Origin of the sequence: Streptomyces sp. NPDC101776, assembly GCF_044766845.1 — a bacterium.
In the GTDB taxonomy this organism is placed as follows: domain Bacteria; phylum Actinomycetota; class Actinomycetes; order Streptomycetales; family Streptomycetaceae; genus Streptomyces.
In genome coordinates this window covers 144,589-165,815 of sequence record NZ_JBIWMV010000018.1, presented here as the reverse complement: position 1 = coordinate 165,815, position 21,227 = coordinate 144,589, and the positions used below count along the sequence as shown (strand labels likewise).

The window sequence follows — 21,227 nt, the reverse complement described above, 5'->3', positions numbered from 1 at the left end:
GCCCCCCGCCGGCCCCCCCCCCCCCGCCCCCCCCGCCCCCGCCCCGCCCCCCCCGGGGGGGGGGGGGGGTGTTGGGGGGGGGGGGGGGGGGGGGGGCGGGCCCCCCCCCCCCCCCCCCCCCCCCCCCACGTCCGCGTGACCCCTCCGACGACCCGCGTGTGGGCATCAGCACACTCCTCCCCCGCAGGTCAACAGCAAGTTGACGCCCCTTCCAACAGCATGGTGGACTGCCGGAGCCATGTACGGCGGCAGAAGAGGAAGCCGGTGTGAATCCGGCGCGGTCCCGCCACTGTCACCGGGGTAGGTAGCCCCGGGAGCCAGGAACTCTCACCGCCGGTCTCGTCGAACCAGGGCGTGGACACCCTGAGTGAGGACATATCGCCATGCTCGGCTGCCGTTCGAGGTCCCGTACCAGCGCAGTGCCCGACCCAGCGATCGGCTGAGCCGATGCGTGCCGACCGCGTCTTCGCGTACGGCGCCGCCGCCGGCCTCCTCGGCGACCACCTGCTCGGCGATCCTCGCCGCGGGCATCCGGTCGCCGCGTTCGGCCGCGCCGCCGGTGCCGTGGAACAGGTCCTGTGGCGCGACCACCGAGGCTGGGGCGCCCTGCACACCGCGGTGTGCGTCGGCGGCGCCGTCTCCCTCGCCGCCGCGGCCACTTCGGCCCTCCGACCGTCCCGTACGGCCTCTGCCGCCCTCACCGCCGCCGCCACCTGGGCGGTCGTCGGCGGGACCTCGCTCGCGCGCGAGGCCGGGGTCATCGGGCGTGCGCTGGAGGCCGGTGACATCGAGGCCGCGCGGGCGCGGCTGCCGCACCTCTGCGGACGCGACCCGCAGTCCCTCGACGCCGACGGCATCGCCCGGGCCGTCGTCGAGTCCGTCGCCGAGAACACCTCCGACGCGGTGGTGGGCGCCCTGGTGTGGGGTGGCATCGCGGGGGTCCCGGGGCTGCTCGGCTTCCGGGCCGTGAACACCCTCGACGCCATGGTCGGCCACAAGTCGGCCAAGTACCGCCGCTACGGCTGGGCTTCGGCCCGTCTCGACGACGTGGCCGGCTGGCCTGGCGCCCGCCTCACCGCCGTCCTCGCCACCGTCGCGGGCGGCGACCCGCGCGGAGCGGCCCGCGCCTGGCGCACCGACGCCCCCAAGCACCCGAGCCCCAACGCCGGTCCCGTCGAGGCCTCCTTCGCGGGCGCCCTCGGCGTACGACTGGGCGGGACGCTCTCCTACGGCGGCCGGGTCGAGCACCGGCCCGTGCTCAACGGGGTCGGGCGCGCCATCGCCGTGGCGGACATCGACCGGGCCGTACGGCTGTCCCGGCGCGTCGGGCTGCTCGCGCTCGGGGTCAGTGTGGCCGGGCGGCTGCTGGTGAAGGGGCGCAAGTCATGAGCGGCGGCGGGCTGTTGGTCGCCGGCACCACCTCGGACGCGGGAAAGAGTGTCGTCACCGCGGGGATCTGCCGGTGGCTGGTGCGGCAGGGCGTGAAGGTCGCGCCGTTCAAGGCGCAGAACATGTCCCTGAACTCGTTCGTGACGCGCGAAGGTGCCGAGATCGGCCGGGCGCAGGCCATGCAGGCGCAGGCCTGCCGCATCGAGCCGACCGCGCTGATGAACCCCGTCCTCCTCAAACCGGGCAGCGACCGCACCAGCCAGGTCGTCCTCATGGGCAAGCCAGTCGGCGAGATGAGCGCGCGCGGCTATCACGGTGGACGCCAGGAGGCCCTGCTCGGCACCGTGTTGGACTGTCTCGCCGAGTTGCGGGGCACGTATGACGCGGTGATCTGCGAGGGGGCCGGCAGTCCGGCCGAGATCAACCTGCGGCGGACCGACATCGTGAACATGGGCATCGCGCGCAACGCACAGCTACCCGTTCTCGTCGTCGGCGACATCGACCGCGGCGGCGTCTTCGCCTCCTTCTTCGGGACCGTCGCGCTGCTCTCCCCCGAGGACCAGGCGTTCGTCGCCGGGTTCCTCGTGAACAAGTTCCGGGGCGATGTGTCGCTCCTGGAACCGGGGTTGGACATGCTGCACGGCCTCACCGGACGCCGGACGTACGGCGTGCTGCCGTTCCGGCACGGGCTCGGCATCGACGAGGAGGACGGACTGCGGATCTCCCTGCGCGGGACGGTCCGCGAGTCGAACACCGCGCCGCCGGTCGGCGAGGACGTGCTGCGGGTCGCCGTCTGCGCGATCCCCCTCATGTCCAACTTCACCGACGTGGACGCGCTGGCCGCCGAACCGGGCGTCGTGGTGCGGTTCGTGGACCGGCCCGAGGAACTGTCCGACGCCGATCTCGTCGTGATCCCCGGAACCCGGGGGACGGTGAAGGCGCTGGAGTGGCTGCGCGAACGCGGCCTCGCCGACGCCCTCGTCCGCAGGGCCGCCGAACAGCGCCCCGTCCTCGGCATCTGCGGCGGCTTCCAGATCCTCGGCGAGCACATCGACGACGAGGTCGAGAGCCGGCAGGGCTCGGTCGAGGGACTCGGAGTACTCCCCCTGCGCGTGCGGTTCGCGCGCGAGAAGACCCTCACCCGGCCCGTCGGCGAAGCCCTCGGCGAACCGGTCGAGGGCTACGAGATCCACCACGGGGTCGCCCAACTGACCGGTGGAGATCGGTTCATCTCTGATGACAATGGACACAGCTTGGACGGCTGCCGGGTCGGCCAGACCTGGGGCACCCACTGGCACGGCTCGCTGGAGTCGGACGGCTTCCGGCGGGCGTTCCTGCGCGAGGTGGCGGCCGCCGCGGGCCGCCGGTTCGTGCCGGCCCCGGACACCTCGTTCGCCGCGCTGCGCGAGGAGCAGCTCGACCGGCTCGGCGATCTCATCGAACAGCACGCGGACACGGACGCGCTGTGGCGGCTCATCGAGTCCGGCGCGCCGCAAGGACTGCCTTTCATTCCACCGGGAGCGCCCGCATGAGCACAGTGTTGTTGTTGTCGACCGCCGACACGGATCTGCTGGCGGCCCGGGCCTCCGGCGCCGGGTACCGGATCGGCAACCCGTCCCGGGTGGACGCCGCCGAGGAGTTGCCCGCGCTCATCGCGGGCGCGGACCTCGCCGTCGTACGACTCCTCGGCGGCAAGCGGGCCTGGGAGGACGGGCTCGCCGTGCTCAAGGCCTCGGGCATCCCGACCGTGCTGCTGGGCGGAGAGACCGTCCCCGACGCGGAGTTGATGGCCGAGTCGTCGGTACCGGCGGGTGTCGTGGCCGAGGCGCTGCGCTATCTCGTCGAGGGCGGACCGGACAACCTCACCGAACTCGCCCGCTTCCTCTCCGACACCGTGCTCCTCACCGGCGAGGGCTTCGAAGAGCCGCAGAAGATGCCCGAGTTCGGCGTCCACGGCGAGCGTGCCTCCGTCGAGGGCCGACCGACCGTCGGCGTCCTCTTCTACCGGGCGCATCACCTCTCCGGCAACACCGGCTTCGTGGACACGCTGTGCGACCAGATCGAGGCGAAGGGCGCCAACGCCCTTGCCGTGTACTGCGGTTCGCTGCGCGACGCCGACTCCGGGCTGTACGAGATCCTCGGCAGGTCGGACGCGCTGATCGCCACCGTCCTCGCCGCGGGCGGTGCGCACGCCTCGCACGCCTCGGCCGGCGGTGACGAGGAGGCCTGGGACATCGGTGCCCTCGCCGACCTCAACGTGCCGGTGCTGCAAGGACTTTGCCTTACGTCGTCCAGGGCGGCCTGGGACGAGTCCGACGCCGCCCTCTCCCCCATGGACGCGGCGATGCAGGTCGCGATCCCCGAGTTCGACGGCCGGCTGATCACCGTCCCGTTCTCCTTCAAGGAGCAGGGCCCCGACGAGGTCCCGGTCTACGTCGCCGACCCCGAGCGGGCCGCGCGGGTCGCCGGAATCGCCGTACGGCACGCGAAGTTGAAGTACAAGCCGAACGCCGAGAAGAAGCTCGCGGTCGTCTTCACCGCCTATCCGACCAAGCACTCGCGCGTGGGCAACGCGGTCGGACTGGACACGCCCGCCTCGGCGATCCGGGTGCTGGACGCGCTGCGGGACGCCGGATACCAGGTCGACGAACACCCGGACAACGGGGACGAGTTGATCCATCGGCTCATCAACGCCGGTGGCCACGACGTCGAATGGCTCACCGAGGAGCAACTGGCCGCCGCACCCGCACGCGTGCCGCTCGCCGACTACCAGGCATGGTTCGACAAGCTCGAACCCGACCTCCGGCAGGGCATGTTGGACGCGTGGGGCGAGCCGCCGGGCAATCTCTACGTGGACGGCGACGACATCGTGCTGGCGTCCCTCCAGTTCGGGAACGTCGTCGTCATGATCCAGCCGCCACGCGGCTTCGGCGAGAACCCGATCGCGATCTACCACGACCCCGACATGCCGCCGTCGCACCACTACATGGCCGCGTACCGCTGGCTGGACGCCGCGTCATCCCAAGGCGGCTTCGGCGCCGACGCGATCATCCACATGGGCAAGCACGGCACCATGGAATGGCTGCCCGGCAAGGGACTCGGTCTCAGCAGCGGCTGCGCGCCGGACGCCGTGCTCGGTGAACTCCCCCTGATCTACCCGTTCATCGTGAACGACCCGGGCGAGGGCACCCAGGCCAAGCGGCGCGGCCACGCCACGGTCGTCGACCACCTCGTCCCGCCGATGGCGCGTGCCGACACCTACGGCGACCTGGCGAAACTGGAGCAACTCCTCGACGAGTACGCCCTGGTGTCCGACCTGGACCCGACGAAGGCACCGGCCGTCCGCGCGCAGATCTGGACGCTGGTGAAGGCGGCCGAGCTGCACCACGACCTGCATGTGGACGACCAGCCGGACGACACGGCGTTCGACGAGTTCGTGATGCACATCGACGGCTATCTGTGCGAGATCAAGGACGTGCAGATCCGCGACGGCCTGCACATCCTCGGCGGCGGGCCGGTCGGCGAGGCACGTGTGAACCTCGTGCTCGCCGTGCTGCGCGCCTCCCAGGTGTGGGGCGGACAGGCCAACGCGCTGCCGGGTCTGCGGGCCGCGCTGGCGGAGCACTTCGGGCTCGTCGAGAAGGAGTTGCTGGCCGAGCCGGGCGCGCCGGTGAAGGTACCGGTGGAGCTGAGCGAACTGGTCGAGGGACCGGCCCGTTCGGCGGCCGACGCGATCGACCTGCTGGAGCAGTTGTGCCGCCGGTTCGCGGAGGGCATGGAGTCCCAGGAGTGGGAGGTCACCGCGGTCCCGGCACTCGTCCACGCCGTCATCGGCACCGAACTCCCGGCCGCCGTAGCGGTGTTGAGGTTCGCCTGCGACGAGGTGGTCCCCCGGCTGACCCGCACCACCGACGAGATCGACCACATCCTGCTCGCGCTCGACGGCGGTTACGTCCCGGCGGGCCCGTCCGGCTCCCCGACCCGCGGACTGGTCAACGTCCTGCCGACCGGCCGGAACTTCTACTCCGTCGACCCCAAGGCCATTCCTTCCAGGCTGAGTTGGGAGGTCGGGCAGTCGCTGGCCGACTCGCTCATCCAGCGCTACCTCCAGGACAACGGCGAGTTCCCCAAGTCCGTCGGCCTCACGGTCTGGGGTACGTCGGCGATGCGCACCCAGGGCGACGACATCGCCGAGATCCTCGCGCTGCTGGGCTGCCGCCCCGTCTGGGACGACGCCTCGCGCCGGGTGACCGGCTTCGAGGTCGTGCCCGTCACGGAGTTGGGCCGGCCGCGCATCGATGTCACCGTCCGGATCTCCGGCTTCTTCCGGGACGCGTTCCCGCACGTCGTCGGACTGATCGACGACGCGGTACGGGCCGTGGCCGACCTGCCGGAACCCCCCGAGTCCAACTACGTCCGCGCACACGCCGACGAGGACACCGCCGAGCACGGCGACCGCCGCCGGGCCACGGCCCGTATCTTCGGCTCCAAGCCGGGCGCGTACGGCGCCGGTCTGCTCCCGCTGATCGACGCGCGCAACTGGCGCAGCGACGCGGACCTCGCCGAGGTGTACGCGGTGTGGGGCGGATACGCGTACGGGCGCGGCCTCGACGGGCGGGCGGCGCGCGGAGACATGGAGACGGCGTTCAAGCGAATTGCCGTAGCGGCCAAGAACGTCGACACCCGCGAGCACGATCTCGTCGACGCCGACGACTACTTCCAGTACCACGGCGGCATGGTCGCCATGGTCCGCCATCTGACCGGCGCCTCCCCCGAGGCGTACGTCGGCGACTCCGCCACCCCGGACCAGGTGAAGACCCGCACGCTGGGCGAGGAGACGCACCGCGTCTTCCGGGCCCGGGTGGTCAACCCCCGCTGGATGGCGGCGATGCGGCGGCACGGCTACAAGGGCGCCTTCGAAATGGCGGCGACCGTCGACTACCTCTTCGGCTACGACGCGACGGCCGGGGTCGTCGACGACTGGATGTACGAGAAGCTCAGCGCGGAGTACGTCTTCGACCCGGAGAACCGGGACTTCATGAAGAAGTCCAACCCGTGGGCGCTGCGCGGCATCACGGAACGGCTCCTCGAAGCCGCCGAGCGCGGTCTGTGGGCCGAGCCGGACGCGGACACGCTGGAGAGACTGCGGGCCACCTATCTGGAGCTCGAAGGCGACCTGGAGGGTGACGACCAGTGACAACTCCCTTTCCGTTCACGGCCGTTGTCGGCCAGGACGATCTGCGGCTCGCGCTGCTGCTGAACGCCGTGTCGCCGGCGGTCGGCGGGGTGCTGGTGCGCGGCGAGAAGGGCACCGCCAAGTCGACGGCCGTACGCGCTCTCTCGGCGCTGCTGCCGGAGGTCTCCGTCGTCCCCGGCTGCCGTTTCTCCTGCGACCCCGCCGCCCCCGACCCGGCCTGCCCGGACGGACCGCACGAGACCGGGCCCGGGGTCGGGCGCCCCGCGCGCATGGTCGAGTTGCCGGTCGGCGCCTCCGAGGACCGGCTCGTCGGCGCCCTCGACATCGAGCGGGCCCTCGCCGAAGGCGTCAAGGCCTTCGAGCCGGGCCTGCTGGCCGACGCGCACCGGGGCATCCTCTACGTCGACGAGGTCAACCTCCTCCACGACCACCTGGTGGACCTCCTGTTGGACGCGGCGGCGATGGGCGCGTCGTACGTCGAACGCGAGGGCGTCTCCGTCCGGCACGCCGCCCGCTTCCTGCTCGTCGGCACCATGAACCCCGAAGAGGGCGAACTGCGCCCGCAGTTGCTCGACCGCTTCGGCCTGACCGTGGAGGTCGCCGCCTCGCGGGAACCCGACCAGCGGGTCGAGGTCGTACGGCGCAGGCTGGCCTACGACGACGATCCGAACGGTTTCACCGAGCGCTGGGCGGACGAGGAGTCCTCCGTACGGACCCACATCATCGCCGCGCGTGCGCTGTTGCCGTCCGTGCGGCTGGGCGACGGGGCGCTGCGGCAGATCGCGGCGACCTGTGCGGCCTTCGAGGTGGACGGTATGCGCGCCGACATCGTGATGGCGCGTACGGCGACCGCGCTCGCCGCGTGGGCCGGTCGGACCGACGTGCTCGCCGAGGACGTACGCCAGGCCGCGCTGCTCGCGCTGCCGCACCGCAGGCGGCGAAATCCCTTCGACGCGCCGGGACTTGACGAGAACAAGCTCGACGACACCTTGGAGGAGTTCGCGGAGCCGGAGGACGACGATCCAGGACCGGACGGTCCTGACGGTCCCGATGGCGGCGGAGGTGGCGGACAGCAGCCGCCCGAGTCGGACCCCGACGGGCCTCAGGGCGACGACACCGGCGCGCGGCCCGAGGCCGGTGAGGGCGGGCAGCCGCAGCCTTCCGGTTCCGGGGAGCAGCAGCCCGTACGGGCCTCCGAGCCCTTCCGCACCAAGGCGCTGAGCGTGCCGGGGATCGGTGAGGGTGCCGCCGGGCGGCGTTCGCGGGCGCGGACCGAGCACGGGCGGACCACCGGGTCCCGGCGTCCCCAAGGGGCCCTCACCAAGCTGCACTTGGCGGCGACCGTACAGGCGGCCGCCCCGCATCAGCTGGCACGTGGGCGGGCCGGGCGCGGGCTGGTCGTACGCCGGGACGATCTGCGGCAGGCGACGCGGGAGGGGCGTGAGGGCAACCTCGTCCTGTTCGTCGTGGACGCCTCCGGGTCGATGGCGGCGCGGCAGCGGATGAGCGCGGTGAAGGGGGCTGTGCTGTCGCTGCTGCTGGACGCGTATCAACGGCGGGACAAGGTGGGTCTGGTGACCTTCCGAGGGTCGGCCGCGGATGTGGCCCTCCCTCCCACGTCCTCCGTGGACGCCGCCGCCGTACGGCTGGAGTCCTTGCCGACCGGGGGGCGTACACCGCTCGCGGCCGGGCTGCTCAAGGCGCGGGACGTGCTGCGGGTGGAGCGGCTGCGGGATCCGGCGCGGCGGGCGTTGGTGGTCGTGGTGACCGACGGGCGGGCGACGGGTGGTCCCGAGCCGGTCGCGCTCGCGGGGCGGGCGGCGCGGTTGTTCGCGGCCGACGGGGTCGCCTCCGTGGTCGTCGACTGCGAGTCGGGGCCCGTACGGCTGGGCCTGGCCGGGCAGTTGGCCGGTGAACTGGAGGGTACGGCGGTGACGCTGGACGAGTTGCGGGCGGACTCGATCGCCGGACTGGTGAAGGACGTACAGAGGAGGGCCGCGTAATGCCGCAGGGACAGCCAAGTGTCGTACCGGACGACGGATTGACGACCCGTCAGAGGCGGAACCGGCCGTTGGTGGTCGTGCACACGGGCATCGGCAAGGGCAAGTCCACCGCCGCCTTCGGGCTGGCGTTGCGTGCCTGGAATCAAGGGTGGCCGATCGGGGTGTTCCAGTTCGTCAAGTCGGCGAAGTGGAAGGTCGGGGAGGAGAACGCCCTTCGGGTGCTGGGTGCTTCCGGCGAGGGCGGGTCCGTCGACTGGCACAAGATGGGCGAGGGCTGGTCGTGGGTCCAGCGCGACTCCCAGATGGACAACGAGGAGAAGGCCCGCGAGGGCTGGGAGCAGGTCAAGCGGGACCTCGCCGCCGAGACGTACAAGCTGTATGTGCTGGACGAGTTCGCCTATCCGATGCATTGGGGGTGGGTCGACACGGACGAGGTCGTGTCCGTGCTGCGGGACCGGCCCGGGAACCAGCATGTCGTGATCACCGGGCGGAACGCGCCCGAGAAGCTCGTCGAGTACGCCGACCTCGTGACCGACATGTCCAAGGTCAAGCACCCCATGGACGCCGGCCAGAAGGGCCAGCGGGGTATCGAGTGGTGAATCCGTCGTGACTTCCTCGTCCTCCGTGTCTCCCGGGTCCTCCGTTCCCCGGCTGGTCATCGCCGCGCCGTCCTCCGGCAGCGGCAAGACCACCGTCGCCACGGGGCTGATGGCCGCGTTCGCCGCGCGGGGGCTCACCGTGTCCCCGCACAAGGTCGGGCCCGACTACATCGACCCCGGGTATCACGCGCTCGCCACGGGGCGGGTGGGGCGGAACCTCGACGCGTACCTGTGCGGGCCGGAGTTGGTCGGTCCGCTGTTCGCGCACGGGGCGCGCGGAAGTGATCTCGCGGTCGTCGAGGGTGTGATGGGGATGTTCGACGGGGCTGCGGGGGAAGGGGAGTTGGCATCGACGGCCCATGTGGCGAAGTTGCTCCGAGCTCCGGTTGTCCTGGTCGTCGACGCGTCTTCCCAGTCCCGGTCCGTCGCCGCGCTGGTGCACGGGTTCGCTTCCTGGGATCCGGAGGTCCGGGTCGGGGGCGTGATCCTCAACAAGGTCGCGTCGGACCGGCACGAGGCGCTGCTGCGGGAGGCGTTGGACTCGGCGGGGGTGCCGGTGCTGGGCGTGCTGCGGCGGGCACCGCAGGTGGACACACCGTCCCGGCATCTGGGGTTGGTACCGGTCGCGGAACGCCAGTCGGCCGCGGTCGAGGCTGTCGCGGCGATGGCTGCGCAGGTGGACGCCGGGTGTGATCTTGAGGGGTTGATGGCGCTGGCGCGTAGTGCCGGTGCGTTGTCGTGTGCGGCTTGGGACGCGGCTGAGGTCCTGGTTTCTTCGCCCCCGCCGCCCCTACCCGTCCCGTCCCTGGGGGCTGCGCCCCCAGACCCCCATCGGCCTGAACGGCCTCGTCCTCAAACGCCGGACGGGCTAAGAATTGCCGTCGCCGGAGGCCCCGCCTTCACCTTCTCCTACGCCGAGCACACCGAACTCCTCACCGCGGCCGGCGCCGAGGTCGTCGTGTTCGATCCGCTCCGGGATGAACAACTCCCGGACGGGACACGCGGGTTGGTCATCGGGGGCGGGTTTCCCGAGGTGTACGCCGCCGAGTTGTCGGCGAACGAGCCGTTGCGCAAGGCGGTCGGCGCGCTCGCGGAGAGTGGCGCTCCCCTGGCCGCCGAATGTGCCGGACTGCTGTATCTGTGCCGGGAGTTGGACGGACGGCCGATGTGCGGGGTGCTGGATGCCACCGCGCGGATGAGCGAACGGCTGACCCTGGGGTATCGGGACGCCGTCGCGCTGAGCGACAGTGTGCTGGCCGTCGCCGGGACGCGGATGCGTGGGCACGAGTTTCACCGGACCGTCGTCGAGCCCGGCTCGGGGGCGGCTCCCGCCTGGGGGGTACGCGCCCCCGAGCGGCGGGTCGAAGGTTTCGTACAACAGGGTGTGCACGCGAGTTATCTGCACACGCACTGGGCGGCCGAGCCCGGTGTGGCCCGTCGGTTCGTGGAGAGGTGCCGGACGTCATGAGCAGCAGCAGGTTGATCGGAGTCGGGGTGGGTCCCGGCGATCCGGAGCTGGTGACCGTCAAGGGCGTCAACGCTCTGCGCGCCGCCGATGTCGTCGTCGTGCCCGTGATGGCTGCGTCTGATGGAAAAGATGGCGGTGAGCGGGGGCGTGCCGAGGCGACCGTGCTGCACTACGTGCCCCAGGAGAAGGTCCTCCGGGTCGTCTTCGCGCTCAACGAGCGGACCGACCGGGCCCGGCGCGAGGCCGCCTGGGATGCCGCCGGGGCGAAGGTGGCCGAGCTGCTCGCCGCGCACGAGGTCGTCGCGTTCGCCACCATCGGGGACCCGAACGTCTACTCCACCTTCACGTATCTCGCCCTGACCATCGGGGAGTTGGTGCCGGGGACCGTCGTCGAGACCGTGCCCGGGATCACCGCGATGCAGGATCTCGCCGCGCGCTCCGGTGCCGTACTCACGGAAGGGACCGAGCCGTTGATCCTCGTTCCCGTGACGGCCGGGTCCGCCGTGCTGAAGGACGCGTTGGCCGGGCCGGGGACGGTCGTGGCGTACAAGTTCGGGCGGCAGGCGGCGGAGGTCGCCGAGGCCCTGCGGGAGACCGGGCGGATCGGGGACGCGGTGTGGGGGTCGGCGCTCGGGCTGGACGGGGAGTCGATCCGGCCGGCCGCCGAACTGGACGGGGAGCCGTTGCCGTATCTGTCCACGCTCATCGCGCCCGCGCGGCGCGAGGGCGGGCGGGGCGGGAAATTGTGACCGATCACCAAAGACACAGATCAGGCCGCCAGGCCCACCACCAGCCAGATGAACGCCGCTCCGGCGACCGTGCACAGCAGGGTCGCGGGCGCAGGGTGTTCATGGTGGGCCTCGGGGAGGATCTCGGCGGCGGCGAGGTAGAGGAGCACGCCTCCGAAGAAGCCGAGATAGCCGCCGAGCAGCCCCTGGGGAATGGTCAGGAACGCCGTCGAGGCGGCGCCCGCCACCGGGGCCGCCGCGTCCGCGAACAGCATCGCGATCGCCTTGCGGCGGGCGTTGCCGTACAGACTCGTGATCGTGTACGTGTTGAAGCCGTCCGCGAAGTCATGGGCGATGACAGCGAGCGCGACCGCCGTGCCCATGCCGCCGCCCACCTGGAACGCGGCGCCGATCGCGACCCCGTCCATGAAGCTGTGGCCGACCATCGCGGCGGCGGCCGTGAGGCCCACCTCGGGCGCCCGGCCGTTGTGCTCCTCGGCGCCGTGCGAGGCCTGGCGGGCGGCGAGCAGGCGTTCGACCAGATGGGCCACGAGGAAGCCGGCCACGAAGAGCAGCAGGGCGGCCGGTACGCCGAAGACCTCGCGGCCGGCCGCGCGCAGCGCCTCCGGCAGCAGGTCGAGGCCGACCACGCCCAGCATCAGGCCGCCGGCCAGGCCCAGGACGAGATGGCGGCGGTCGGTCACCCGCTGTGCCGTCCAGCCGCCGGCCAGCGTCATCAGGAACGCGCCGAGCGCGACGAAGACCGCCATAGTCCCCTTGCTATCCGATCAACCCCTGTTCGCGCACATCCTGGACCACTCCACCCCCACGTGCACTGACGTTCCCGTTCTGTTTATCCCGTTTGAGAGGATCCGACCCCATGGCCGCTGTCGATACCGCTGCCGCCCCCACCGGCAAGGTGACCTTCGTCGGTGCCGGCCCCGGCGCCGCCGATCTGCTGACGTTCCGGGCCGCGCGCGCCATCGCCGAGGCCGACGTCGTGATCTGGGCGGCCAGCCTGGTGCAGGCGGAGGTCCTCGACCACGCGCGCGAGGGCGCCGAGATCCTGGACTCGGCGACGATGTCCCTGGAGGACGTCGTCGCCGTCTACGAGCGGGCCCGCAGCGAAGGGCTGCGCGTCGCGCGCATCCACTCCGGCGACCCGGCCCTCTGGGGCGGCACACAGGAGCAGCTCGACCGGTGCGCGGAGATCGGCATCGAGACCGAGATCGTGCCCGGTGTCTCGGCGTTCTCGGCCGTGGCCGCGCTCGCGCAGCGCGAGCTGACGATCCCCGAGGTCGCGCAGTCCGTCGTCCTGACCCGGCTCGGCGGGGGCAAGACGCCGATGCCGCCCGGCGAGGAGGTGCGGGAGTTCGCGCGCCACGGCACGACGATGGCGATCTTCCTGTCGGCCGCCCGCAGCGGGCAGTTGGTGCGCGAACTGCTGGAGGGCGGCTATCCGACGGACACCCCCGTCGTCGTCGCCTACCAGGCGACCTGGCCGGAGGAGCTGATCGTGAAGTGCACGATCAGCACGCTGGAGGAGACGGTCAAGGAGCACAAGCTCTGGAAGCACACCCTCTTCCTGGTCGGCCCGGCCCTCGACGCCCACGGCACCCGCTCGCACCTCTACCACCCGGGCCATTTCCACGGCTTCCGCAAGGCCGACCCGGAGGCCCGCAGGGCGCTGCGCTCGCGGGGCGCGAGCACGTGATCACCGTCGTCGGTACGGGGACGGGCGCGCCGGTCGCGGACGACGTGTTCACCGGTGCCCGGCTCGTCGTCGGCGGCGGGCGCCATCTGGCCGCCGTCGCGGTCCCGGAGGGCGCCGAACAGCTCGTCCTCGGGCCGCTCGCCCCCGCCCTCGACACCATCGAGGCGTACGTCGAGAAGGGCGAGCCGGTCGTCGTGCTGGCCTCGGGGGACCCCGGGTTCTTCGGGATCGTCCGGGCGCTGGCGGAACGGTTCCCCAGCGCCGCCCTCGATATCCGCCCCGGTGTCTCCTCCGTCGCCACCGCCTTCGCCCGCGCCGGGCTGACCTGGGACGACGCGGTCGTCGTCAGCGCGCACGGACGCGATCTCCGTACGGCGGTCAACGCGTGCCGCGCGCATCCCAAGGTCGCCGTGCTCACCGGGCCGGGGGCCGGTCCCGCCGAACTGGGCGCCGCCCTCACCCACCGCGTGACCGGGCGCGTCCTCGTCGTCGCGTCCGCGCTGGGCTCCGATGAGGAACAGGTGGAACGGGTCACGCCCGCCGAGGCCGCCGCCCGCGACTGGGGTACGGCGGTGAGCGTGGTGCTGTGTCTGGACGAGTCGCGAGCCCTGGGTGCCGTGCGGACGGTCGCCGGGGCCGCCGTCGGACCCGCCCAATGGGCGCTGGACGAGCGGGAGTTCGAGCACCGGGACTCGATGATCACCAAGTTCGAGGTACGGGCGCTGGCGCTGGCCCGGCTCGGTCCGCGGCTCGGCGACCTGGTGTGGGACGTCGGCTCGGGCTCCGGGTCCGTGGCCGTGGAGTGCGCGCGGCTCGGCGCCGCCGTCACCGCCGTCGAGAAGACCCGGGACGGTGTCGAGCGGATCCGCGCCAACGCCGAGGCGCACGGCGTGGACGTCCACACCGTGCACGGGGCGGCGCCGACCGTACTGTCCGACCTCGACGACCCCGACGCCGTGTTCGTCGGCGGGGGCGGGCGCGAACTGCCCGCCATCGTCACCGCGTGCGCGCGGCGGGCCCGGCGGACCGTGGTCGTCGCGATGGCCGCGCTCGACCGGGTACCGGCGGTGCGCGAGGCGCTCGGCGGTGTCGGCTTCGCGGTCGACGGAGTGCTGTTGCAGTCGTCCCGGCTGGCGCCGCTGCCCGGGGACGTGACCCGGCTGGCGGCCACCAACCCCGTTTTCCTGCTGTGGGGCGTCCGGCCTCCGGCACCTGCTGAAGGAGTTGCTCAGTGATCGGCCTCATCTCCGCCACCGCGGCGGGAGCGACGGCGCGCGACCGGCTGGCCGCCGCGTGGCCGGACCGTACGCGTGTCTACGAGGGTCCCGTCGGGGACGCCGTCCGGGCCGCGTTCGCGGAGTGCGAGCAGCTCGTGTGTTTCCTCGCCACGGGGGCCGTAGTACGGCTGATCGCCCCGCTGTTGGCCGACAAGCGGACCGACCCCGGGGTCGTGTGCGTCGACGAGGGCGGCCGGTTCGCCGTGTCGCTGGTCGGCGGGCATGGCGGCGGGGCCAATGAACTCGCCGTCGAGGTGGGCGAGTCGCTCGCCGCGCAGCCCGTGGTGACCACGGCCACGGACGCGGTGGGCGTCCCCGGTCTGGACACGCTCGGGTTCCCCGTGGAGGGCGACGTCGCCGGGGTCTCACGGGCCCTGCTGGACGGTGAACCGGTCGCCCTGGACGCCGAGTCGGCGTGGCCGCTGCCGCCGCTGAAGTTGTCCGCCAACGGCTCCTACGTCATCCGGGTCACCGATCGCGCGGTCGAAGCAGGCGAGCGGGAGGTCGTACTCCGGCCGCCGTCACTCGTCGTCGGGGTCGGGGCGTCCAAGGGTGCCCCGGTGGACGAGGTGGTGGTGCTCATCGAGAGCGCGGTGCGTGACGCGGGGCTTTCCTTGAAGTCCCTCGCCGAACTCGCCACTGTCGACGCCAAGGCCGACGAGCCCGGCATCGTCGAGGCGGCTCAGCGCCTCGGGGTACCTCTGGTGACCTACTCCGCCGAGGAGTTGGCGGCCGTAGACGTGCCCAATCCGTCCGCCGCGCCGCTCGCGGCCGTCGGCACACCGTCCGTGGCGGAGGCCGCGGCTCTCGCGCGGGGCGGCGAACTCCTCGTCCCCAAGCGGAAGTCGGAGCGCGCCGACGGCCGGCCCGCGATGGCGACCTGTGCCGTCGTACGGCGGGTCGCGCGCGGGCGGCTCGCGGTGGTCGGGCTCGGGCCGGGCGCCCGCGATCTGCTCACCCCGCGCGCCAAGGCCGAACTCCGGCGCGCGGCCGTGCTGGTGGGGCTCGACCAGTACGTCGACCAGATCCGCGATCTGCTGCGGCCCGGGACGCTGGTCCTGGAGTCGGGGCTCGGCGCCGAGGAGGAGCGGGCCCGTACCGCCGTGGCCGAGGCGCGGAAGGGGCAGGCCGTCGCGCTGATCGGCAGTGGTGACGCCGGGGTGTACGCGATGGCCTCGCCCGCGCTCGCGGAGGCGTCGGACGACATCGACGTGGTCGGAGTCCCGGGCGTGACGGCCGCGTTGGCCGCCGCCGCGATCCTCGGGGCACCGCTCGGCCACGACCACGTCTCCATCAGCCTCTCCGATCTGCACACGCCGTGGGAGATCATCGAGCGCCGGGTACGGGCGGCGGCCGAGGCGGACATCGTGGTGACGTTCTACAACCCCCGTAGCCGGGGCCGGGACTGGCAGCTCCCGAAGGCCCTCGCGATCCTCGCCGAGCACCGGGAGCCGACGACCCCGGTGGGTGTCGTACGGAACGCCTCGCGGCCCGACGGATCCAGCCGACTGACGACACTGGCCGCGCTCGATCCGGCGACAGTGGACATGATGACGGTGGTGACCGTGGGCAACACTGCCACCCGGGACATCGCGGGGCGCATGGTGACGCCGCGCGGGTACCGCTGGCAGGCGGCTCAGGCAGCAGAGGAGGGCGCCGAGTGACCCCCGTGGACCGTGTGGTGCATCCCATCGAGGTGGAGTCGTACCGGCGGATGCGCGCCCGGCTGGACACCTCGCACCTCCCGCCGCTGAGCCGCGCGGTGGTGGAGCGGGTCGTCCACTCCGCCGCCGATCTGGAGTACGCGTCCGATCTCGTGCTGAACGAGGGCGAGTTGGCGAAGGCGCACAGCGCGCTGCACGCGGGGGCGCCGGTGGTGGTGGACGTGGCGATGGTCGCGGCCGGTATCACCCAGCTCCCAACCGTGTGCCGACTTGCGGACGCCAAGTCCGGTCCCGGGCTGACGCGTTCGGCACACGCGATCCGGCTCGCCTACGAGGAGGTCGGGCCCGGCGCCCTCTGGGTGATCGGCAACGCGCCGACCGCCCTGGAGGAGTTGCTGACGCTGGACGCCTCCCCCGCGCTCGTCATCGGGCTGCCCGTCGGCTTCGTCGGCGCGGTCGAGTCCAAGGCCGCGTTGCGCGCGAGCGGGCTGCCCGCGGTGAGCAACGTGTCCGAGAAAGGCGGTTCGGCGGTCGCCGCGGCCGCCCTCAACGCCCTGCTGTACCACCCTGTTTCAGATATCGAGGAGAAATCGTGACCACCCCGCCGCCCGCCCTGCTCATCGCCGGACACGGCACCCGGGACGAGGCCGGAGCCGAGGCGTTCCGTTCCTTCGTACGGGAGTTGGGCCGCCGCCACCCCGAACTGCCCGTCGCGGGCGGGTTCATCGAGCTGTCGCCGCCGCCGCTGGGCGACGCGGTGACCGAGCTGGTGGAGCGGGGGGTGCGCCGGTTCGCCGCCGTACCGCTGATGCTGGTGTCCGCCGGGCACGCCAAGGGGGACATCCCGGCGGCGCTGGCCCGGGAGAAGGAGCGGCACACGGGGATCTCCTACACGTACGGCCGTCCGCTGGGCCCGCATCCGTCGCTGCTGAACGTGCTGGAGCGGCGGCTCGACGAGGCGCTCGGCGAGTCGGCGCGGACGCCCGCCGACCGGGCCGATGTGACCGTGCTGCTTGTGGGGCGCGGTTCGACGGACCCGGACGCCAACGCGGAGGTGCACAAGGCGGCGCGGCTGCTGTGGGAGGGGCGCGGATACGCGGGCGTGGAACCGGCGTTCGTGTCGCTGGCCGCGCCGGACGTGCCGAGCGGCCTGGACCGCTGCGTGAAGCTGGGCGCCCGCCGGATCGTCGTCCTGCCGTACTTCCTGTTCACCGGCATCCTGCCGGAGCGGGTGCGGCAGCAGACGGAGGGCTGGGCGGCGGCGCATCCGGACATCGAGGTGCGGTCGGCCGAAGTCATCGGCCCGGAGCCCGAGTTGCTGGACCTGGTGATGGAGCGGTACCGGGAGGCGGTCAAGGGCGATCTGCGGATGAACTGCGACTCGTGCGTGTACCGCATCGCGCTGCCCGGCTTCGAGGACAAGGTGGGGCAGCCGCAGCAGCCGCACTTCCACCCGGACGACGACGGTCACCATGACGGAGAGCACGGCGGTCACCACCACGGGCATCACCATCACGGTGGGCACGCGCATGCACACTGACAGAGCCCACGATCCGGCGCGCGAGACCCATGACCTCCGTCATCACGGTGACGCCGAAGTCCGCGACGACGGCGCGCAGTTGATCGACCTCGCGGTGAACGTCCGCGCGGACACGCCGCCCGCCTGGTTGCGCGGGCGGATAGCCGGTTCGCTGACCGGCCTCGCCGCCTACCCGGACGGGCGGGCCGCGCGGGCGGCGGTCGCGGCGCGGCACGGGCTGCCGGTGGAACGCGTCCTGCTGACGGCGGGTGCCGCCGAGGCCTTCGTGCTGCTCGCCCGCGCGCTGAAGGTCCGTCAGCCGGTCGTCGTGCACCCGCAGTTCACGGAGCCGGAGGCGGCGTTGCGGGACGCGGGGCACGCGGTGGAGCGGGTGCTGTTGCGGGAGGCGGACGGATTCCGGCTGGATCCGGGGGCGGTCCCCGAGGACGCGGACCTGGTGGTGATCGGCAACCCCACGAACCCCACGTCCGTCCTGCACCCGGCCGACGCCATCGGCCAACTCGCGCGCCCCGGGCGGACGTTGGTGGTCGACGAGGCGTTCATGGACGCGGTGCCGGGTGAGCGCGAGGCCCTCGCGGGGCGGACCGATATCCCCGGCCTGGTGGTCCTCCGCAGCCTCACCAAGACGTGGGGGCTGGCGGGGCTGCGGATCGGCTACGTCCTCGCCGCCCCCGACACGATCGCGGAACTGGAGCGGGCCCAACCCCTCTGGCCGGTGTCCACGCCGGCGCTCGCCGCGGCGGAGGCGTGCGTGGAGCCGCGGGCACTCGCCGAGGCCGCCCACGCCGCGCACCGCGTCGCCGCGGACCGGGCCCATCTCGTCGCCGGGCTGGCCGAGTTCGCCCCCGACGGACTCCATGTCGTCGAGCCCGCCGAAGGCCCCTTCGTCCTGGTCCGTGTCCCCAACGCGGTCGCCGTCCGGCGCCATCTGCGCGACCTGGGCTTCGCCGTTCGCCGCGGGGACACGTTTCCCGGCTTGAACGAACAGTGGCTCCGCCTGGCGGTACGGAACCGCTCCACCGTCAACCGGTTCTTGCAGGCACTGGACCAGGCGGTGACGTTGTCGGGACGGTGAGGAGACGCACCGCTAGGTTCACCCGCTCCTCAGCCAGGTCGACCAAAGGGGGCCCTCCAAATCTTCCTCACCCACCGCCCGACGCGGCGAGCCGAGAGCGCACCCTCAAGCCCTGCCCACTGGCCGCCCGACTCGGACGACCGAGAGCGCACCCTCAAGCCTTTCCCACCTACCCGCCCAACGCGGTCGCCCGAGAGGTCACCCTCCAAGGCCTTCCGTCCACGCCGTTCCCACGTGCCGCCCGACTCGGCCCGCCGAGAGGCCACCTTCACGCCTTCCTACCCGCCCGACTCGGCCACCCGAAAGGTCGCCATCAAGCCTTTCCCTCTCAACCGCCCGAATCGAACGCCCAAGAGGTCCCCTTTCAAACGCCCGAGACGGGTGGGTGGGTGGGAGAGGTTGTTGGGTCAGGTTCGGCGGCGGCGCGTCATCAGCACCGCTCCCCCGCCCAGCGCGAGCAACAGCACCGCCCCACCCGCGATGTACGGCGTCACGGAACTACCCCCCGTCTCGGCCAACCCCGCCTCCGCGGGCGCCCCCTGCGGCTTCACATCCGGCGCCGGATCGGAACTCCGCTTCACCGGTGCCGGCGACGGCGCCTCACACGTCGCCCGCGCCAGCGTCACCGTCCCCTCCACATCCGCCACGTTCAGCTTCAACGGGTTGATGGACACCCTGAGTTCGAGCGCGGTCGCAGCAGCCGTACGGGACGTGGTCGAGGTCTTGGACAAGTCGAGGCGCACCGAACCGACCCCCGGCACCTGAACCTCCGTAGGACCACTGGCAGTCACCGTGACCCGCTTGCCGAGCACCGTCACGGACCCCGGCAGATGCGACGTGGCGACCGGCGCCCTCCCCGCCTCACACGTCGCCTTGGACGTCACCGCGTCGACCTCGATGAGCGACAGCAACGGCAACCCCGGGACATGGAGCCGGACATGGGCGAGGTTCGTGTACCCCTCGGCCTTGGTCGCGGACACGGTCGCCTTCGCCGTGGCGACATCCGCACCGAGCACACTGAACGGCCGCCCACCGTTCACCCCGTCCAACTGGGCGGTGAGCGCGGTCTTTTCGGCACTCTGCGGCGCCTGGACCTCGTTGAGGGAGACCGCGAGCGGGGCATCCACGGTCTTGTTGAGCAGGGACACGTCGAGCCCGGTTCGCAGGACGACGGCGCTCGCGCGACCCTGGTCGGTGGTCGCGTGCGCGGACCCCGCGCCGGTCAGCGCCACGGGACCGGCGGCGAGCGCGGTGGCCGTGGCCACGGTGGCCCAACGGCGTGCGGGCATGCGGAAGTTGGTGCCGTTCAAGGTGTGGGACCCCCAGAAGAGACATGCTTGGGACCCGGTAAGAATTACCCACGACGAGTGAACCGTCAGCGATCCCGCGTCACTTCACCCCATCGTGGGTTTTCCGTGAACGTATTCGAATCGCCTGGCGACTATTCGACCACCAGCCCGTTCAGCACCACCCGCCGCGGCGACGCGAGCACGCGCACATCGGCGCGCGGATCCGCCTCGTACACGACGAAGTCCGCCGGTGCGCCCTCTTCGAGCCCCGGCCGCCCGAGCCACCGCCGCGCGCCCCACGCGGTCGCCGACAGCGCCTCCACGGCCGGGATGCCGGCGGTGACGAGTTCGGCGACCTCGGCGGCGACCAGGCCGTGGGCGAGGGAGCCGCCCGCGTCGGTACCGACGTACACCGGGACGCCCGCGTCGTAGGCGGCGCGCACGGTGTCGTAGCGGCGGTCGTAGAGCCGGAGCATGTGGGCGGACCAGCGCGGGTACTTGGTCTCGCCGCCCGCGGCGAGGTGCGGGAAGGTCGCGATGTTCACGAGGGTCGGCACGATCGCGACGCCCCGCGAGGCGAACAGCGGGATGAGGTCCTCGGTGAGGCCGGTGGCGTGCTCGACGCAGTCGATGCCCGCCTCGACCAGGTCGCGCAGCGCGTCCTCGGCGAAGCAGTGCGCGGTGACGCGGGCGCCGAGCCGGTGGGCCTCGGCGATGGCCGCCTCCACCGCGTCACGCGGCCAGCAGGCGGACAGGTCGCCGAGGTCGCGGTCGATCCAGTCGCCGACCAACTTGACCCAGCCGTCGCCGCGTTGGGCCTCCCGGCCGACGTAGGCGACGAGTTCGTCGGGTTCGATCTCGTGGGCGAAGTCGCGGATGTAGCGGCGGGTGCGGGCGATGTGCTTGCCGGCGCGGATGATCTTCGGGAGGTCTTCGCGGTCGTCGATCCAACGGGTGTCCGAGGGCGAGCCGGCGTCGCGCAGCAGGAGGGTGCCGGCGTCGCGGTCGGTGAGGGCCTGCGTTTCGGCGGTGTCCTTGTCGACGGGGCCGTGGGTGCCGAGGCCTACGTGGCAGTGGGCGTCGACGAGACCGGGGAGGGTCCAGCCGTCCACGGTACGGACGTCGCGTCCGTAGGTTGGCCGGTCGTAGGAGATCCGGCCGTCGATCACCCAGAGTTCGTCGCGGATGTCCTCGGGGCCCACCAGGACCCGGCCCTTTACGTGCAGCACCGGTTGATCGCTCATGGGACGCACGATAGTTCGTCGGGTGCGGGTCCGGTGGGGG

General features: G+C 72.3%; 16 protein-coding genes and 1 riboswitch. Of the genes, 13 read left to right on the top strand and 3 right to left on the bottom strand.

Annotated elements, in window-relative coordinates:
- Positions 1–205 precede the first annotated feature (205 nt).
- Positions 206–348: riboswitch (cobalamin riboswitch) on the top strand.
- Between the two features lie 99 nt (positions 349–447).
- The 7 genes from ACIRRY_RS39310 to cobI are packed head-to-tail and all read left to right on the top strand — an operon-like array spanning position 448 to position 11,405.
- Entirely contained in the window at positions 448–1,389 is a 942-nt protein-coding gene (locus ACIRRY_RS39310; protein WP_403982875.1) for a cobalamin biosynthesis protein, read from the top strand.
- A complete protein-coding gene (locus tag ACIRRY_RS39305; RefSeq protein WP_403982873.1) occupies positions 1,386–2,921 on the top strand; it encodes a cobyric acid synthase in 1,536 nt (511 codons plus the stop codon). Before ACIRRY_RS39310 ends, ACIRRY_RS39305 begins: the two co-directional genes overlap by 4 nt.
- On the top strand, positions 2,918–6,586 hold the full coding sequence (gene cobN, locus ACIRRY_RS39300) for a cobaltochelatase subunit CobN (RefSeq protein ID WP_403982871.1): 3,669 nt from the start codon (positions 2,918–2,920) through the stop codon (positions 6,584–6,586). Before ACIRRY_RS39305 ends, cobN begins: the two co-directional genes overlap by 4 nt.
- Positions 6,583–8,589, top strand: coding sequence for a putative cobaltochelatase (locus tag ACIRRY_RS39295; RefSeq protein WP_403982869.1), 2,007 nt, complete (start codon positions 6,583–6,585; stop codon positions 8,587–8,589). Before cobN ends, ACIRRY_RS39295 begins: the two co-directional genes overlap by 4 nt.
- A complete protein-coding gene (cobO, locus tag ACIRRY_RS39290; RefSeq protein WP_403982867.1) occupies positions 8,589–9,188 on the top strand; it encodes a cob(I)yrinic acid a,c-diamide adenosyltransferase in 600 nt (199 codons plus the stop codon). The genes ACIRRY_RS39295 and cobO overlap by 1 nt, the downstream gene beginning before the upstream one ends.
- 7 nt (positions 9,189–9,195) lie before the next feature.
- A complete protein-coding gene (locus ACIRRY_RS39285) occupies positions 9,196–10,656 on the top strand; it encodes a cobyrinate a,c-diamide synthase (RefSeq protein WP_403982865.1) in 1,461 nt (486 codons plus the stop codon).
- Positions 10,653–11,405: a precorrin-2 C(20)-methyltransferase gene (gene cobI / locus ACIRRY_RS39280; RefSeq protein WP_403982862.1), complete on the top strand. Its 753-nt coding sequence runs from the start codon at positions 10,653–10,655 to the stop codon at positions 11,403–11,405. Before ACIRRY_RS39285 ends, cobI begins: the two co-directional genes overlap by 4 nt.
- A 20-nt stretch (positions 11,406–11,425) precedes the next feature.
- Here cobI and ACIRRY_RS39275 read toward each other — a convergent pair whose 3' ends face one another.
- Entirely contained in the window at positions 11,426–12,154 is a 729-nt protein-coding gene (locus ACIRRY_RS39275) for a ZIP family metal transporter (RefSeq protein ID WP_403982860.1), read from the bottom strand.
- Between the two features lie 110 nt (positions 12,155–12,264).
- On the opposite strand from ACIRRY_RS39275, the gene cobM reads away from it, so the two are divergent.
- The 6 genes from cobM to cobC are packed head-to-tail and all read left to right on the top strand — an operon-like array spanning position 12,265 to position 18,654.
- Complete coding sequence (gene cobM, locus ACIRRY_RS39270) at positions 12,265–13,098, top strand: precorrin-4 C(11)-methyltransferase (RefSeq protein WP_403982857.1); 834 nt, start codon at positions 12,265–12,267, stop codon at positions 13,096–13,098.
- Positions 13,095–14,333, top strand: a complete 1,239-nt coding sequence (gene cbiE, locus ACIRRY_RS39265; protein ID WP_403982854.1) for a precorrin-6y C5,15-methyltransferase (decarboxylating) subunit CbiE — start codon at positions 13,095–13,097, stop codon at positions 14,331–14,333. Before cobM ends, cbiE begins: the two co-directional genes overlap by 4 nt.
- The gene (cobJ, locus tag ACIRRY_RS39260; RefSeq protein ID WP_403982852.1) at positions 14,330–16,039 is read left to right on the top strand and encodes a precorrin-3B C(17)-methyltransferase; all 1,710 of its coding nucleotides are present in this window, start codon (positions 14,330–14,332) and stop codon (positions 16,037–16,039) included. Before cbiE ends, cobJ begins: the two co-directional genes overlap by 4 nt.
- Positions 16,040–16,044: 5 nt before the next feature.
- Positions 16,045–16,635 carry a precorrin-8X methylmutase gene (locus tag ACIRRY_RS39255; protein WP_403983039.1) on the top strand — a complete coding sequence of 197 codons (591 nt, stop codon included), beginning with the start codon at positions 16,045–16,047 and terminating at the stop codon, positions 16,633–16,635.
- Complete coding sequence (locus ACIRRY_RS39250) at positions 16,632–17,579, top strand: sirohydrochlorin chelatase (RefSeq protein ID WP_403982850.1); 948 nt, start codon at positions 16,632–16,634, stop codon at positions 17,577–17,579. The genes ACIRRY_RS39255 and ACIRRY_RS39250 overlap by 4 nt, the downstream gene beginning before the upstream one ends.
- Positions 17,569–18,654, top strand: coding sequence for an Rv2231c family pyridoxal phosphate-dependent protein CobC (cobC, locus tag ACIRRY_RS39245; protein WP_403982848.1), 1,086 nt, complete (start codon positions 17,569–17,571; stop codon positions 18,652–18,654). Before ACIRRY_RS39250 ends, cobC begins: the two co-directional genes overlap by 11 nt.
- Before the next feature lie 407 nt (positions 18,655–19,061).
- On the opposite strand, the gene ACIRRY_RS39240 is transcribed toward cobC, so the two are convergent.
- Together ACIRRY_RS39240 and ACIRRY_RS39235 are read right to left on the bottom strand one after the other, a co-directional pair.
- The gene (locus ACIRRY_RS39240; protein WP_403982845.1) at positions 19,062–19,964 is read right to left on the bottom strand and encodes an SCO1860 family LAETG-anchored protein; all 903 of its coding nucleotides are present in this window, start codon (positions 19,962–19,964) and stop codon (positions 19,062–19,064) included.
- 131 nt (positions 19,965–20,095) lie between these two features.
- A complete protein-coding gene (locus ACIRRY_RS39235; RefSeq protein ID WP_403982842.1) occupies positions 20,096–21,187 on the bottom strand; it encodes an amidohydrolase family protein in 1,092 nt (363 codons plus the stop codon).
- Positions 21,188–21,227 lie beyond the last annotated feature (40 nt).